The sequence below is a fragment of the Sandarakinorhabdus sp. genome (assembly GCF_032115815.1).
Classification (GTDB): domain Bacteria; phylum Pseudomonadota; class Alphaproteobacteria; order Sphingomonadales; family Sphingomonadaceae; genus Sandarakinorhabdus.
In genome coordinates this window covers 1-1926 of record NZ_JAUMBI010000122.1, presented here as the reverse complement: position 1 = coordinate 1926, position 1926 = coordinate 1, and the positions used below count along the sequence as shown (strand labels likewise).

Below are 1926 nucleotides of genomic sequence, written 5' to 3'. Positions count from 1 at the left end.
CGCGTCTCGTTGAGCGGCAGGCCGACCACGCCCGAAAAACTACCCGACAGGCTGCGCACATAGGCTTCAGCGGCGCCCTGGATGGCATAGCCGCCGGCCTTGCCCTGCCAGTCGCCGCGCCCGATCAGCCAGTCCACGTCGGCGGGCTGGAGGCGCTGGAAGGTGACGATGGATTCGCTCAGCCGTTCGCGCAGGCGGCCATCCGCATCCACCAGCGCCACGGCCGTCAGCACACGATGACGGCGGCCGGAAAGCAGCGCCAGGCACGTCCGCGCCGTCGCCTCATCTTCGGCCTTGGGCAGGATGCGGCGGCCGGCGGCGACGACCGTATCGGCGGCCAGCACGATGGCGCCTGGATGGCGACTTGCGACCAATAAGGCCTTTTCGCGCGCCAACCGTTCGGCATGGGGGCGGGGCTGCTCACCGCGCTGCACGGCTTCGTCCAGATCGGCCGGATCGACCGCAACCGGCACCACCCCCAGCCGCGCCAGCAGATCAAGCCGGCGCGGGCTGGCCGAAGCGAGTACCAGCCGCATGGCCGGGCTCAATCCTCCGGCGCGATGGTGACGGTGATGCCGTCCAGCGCCGGGGTGAAGGCGATCTGGCAGGAAAGCCGGCTGGCCGGCGTCAGATGATCGGACGAATCGAGCAGATCGGCTTCATCGGCATTGGCCGGGCCGGTGCGCGCCATATCACCTTCTGCAACATGCACATGGCAGGTGGCGCAGGAACAGCAGCCGCCGCACAGCGCCAGCAGTTCCGAAATCCCGGCGTCCTTGATGATTTCCATCACGCTCAAGCCGGGCTGGGCGGGCAGCACATGGCTTTGCCCGTCGCGGGTGATCACGGTGATGCTGGCCATTTCGTCCTCGTGGCAAGTGGATGTCGCATCGCCCTGTAGCGGCGGCGCGCGCGGGGCGCTAGGGGATGACAACACGGGAGGACAAGATGCGCATCGCCCACCAATTCGCGCCGCCAATGTCGGCCATGCTCGCCGGCCTGCCCGGCATCACCACGGCCACCCATATCCCGCAGGAAACGCGCTGGGCGCTGCCCACGGATGTGGACGTGCTGTTCGTGCTGCACGGCCAGGGCCATGATCGGGACGAGGCCAACCATGCGCCCCGCCCTGCCGGCTGGCCCGGCGCCGTGAAGCTGGTGCAGTTGGCCAGCGCCGGCGCCGATGATTATCCGCCCTGGCTGTTCGAAGCGCCCGCCGTCGCCAGCGCATCAGGCACCACCGCCATTCCGATTGGCGAATATGCGCTGGCCGTGATGCTGGCCCATGCCAAGCAGCTGGCCACGATCACGCTGAAAGCCGGTGAGGAGTGGCCGGAACGCACCCAGTTCATCGATCAACCGCTGGCCACCCTGCACGGGCGCACGCTGGGCCTGATCGGCCTGGGCAATATCGCGCGGCAGGTGGGGAAATATGCCCACGCCTTTGGCATGGAGATCATTGCCGCCCGCGCCAGTGCCGCGCCGTCACCTGATCCCTGGATCAAGACAGCACCGCTGGACGAGGTGGTGGCCCGCGCCGATCATCTGGTGCTGGCGGCCCCCATCACGCCGGCCACCCAGCATCTGCTGAACGCCGAACGGCTGGCGCGGATGAAGGCCACGGCGCACATCGTCAATGTCGGCCGCGGTGGGTTGATCGATCAGGATGCGCTGCTGGCCGAACTGGACAAGGGCCGGCTGTGGGCCAGCCTTGATGTCACCGATCCGGAACCGCTGCCGCCCGGCCACCGCCTGCAGGGCCATCCCCGCTGCCGCATCACCCCGCATGTTTCCTGGAGCAACCCCGACATCAACCGCCGCATCATGGAACGGCTGGTCGAAAACATCCGCCGGCTGAGCGCAGGCGAGCCGCTGCTGGGCGCGATTGATTGATCACGCCCGTGGGTGCATGATCCGGGCAACACG

At 68.2% G+C, this 1926-nt stretch carries 3 protein-coding genes; 1 reads left to right on the top strand and 2 read right to left on the bottom strand.

Annotated elements, in window-relative coordinates; all coding sequences use genetic code 11:
- Nucleotides 1-536, bottom strand: a 536-nt coding sequence (locus tag RT662_RS07475) for a nucleoside triphosphate pyrophosphatase (protein WP_313670085.1), incomplete at its 3' end; no start/stop codon positions are given.
- Between the two features lie 8 nt (nt 537-544).
- On the bottom strand, nt 545-862 hold the full coding sequence (locus tag RT662_RS07470) for a 2Fe-2S iron-sulfur cluster-binding protein (RefSeq protein WP_313670084.1): 318 nt from the start codon (nt 860-862) through the stop codon (nt 545-547).
- An 86-nt stretch (nt 863-948) separates the two neighbouring features.
- Here RT662_RS07470 and RT662_RS07465 point away from each other — a divergent pair, with 86 nt between their 5' ends.
- Nucleotides 949-1893, top strand: coding sequence for an NAD(P)-dependent oxidoreductase (locus RT662_RS07465; RefSeq protein WP_313670083.1), 945 nt, complete (start codon nt 949-951; stop codon nt 1891-1893).
- The last annotated feature ends 33 nt before the right edge of the window (nt 1894-1926 follow it).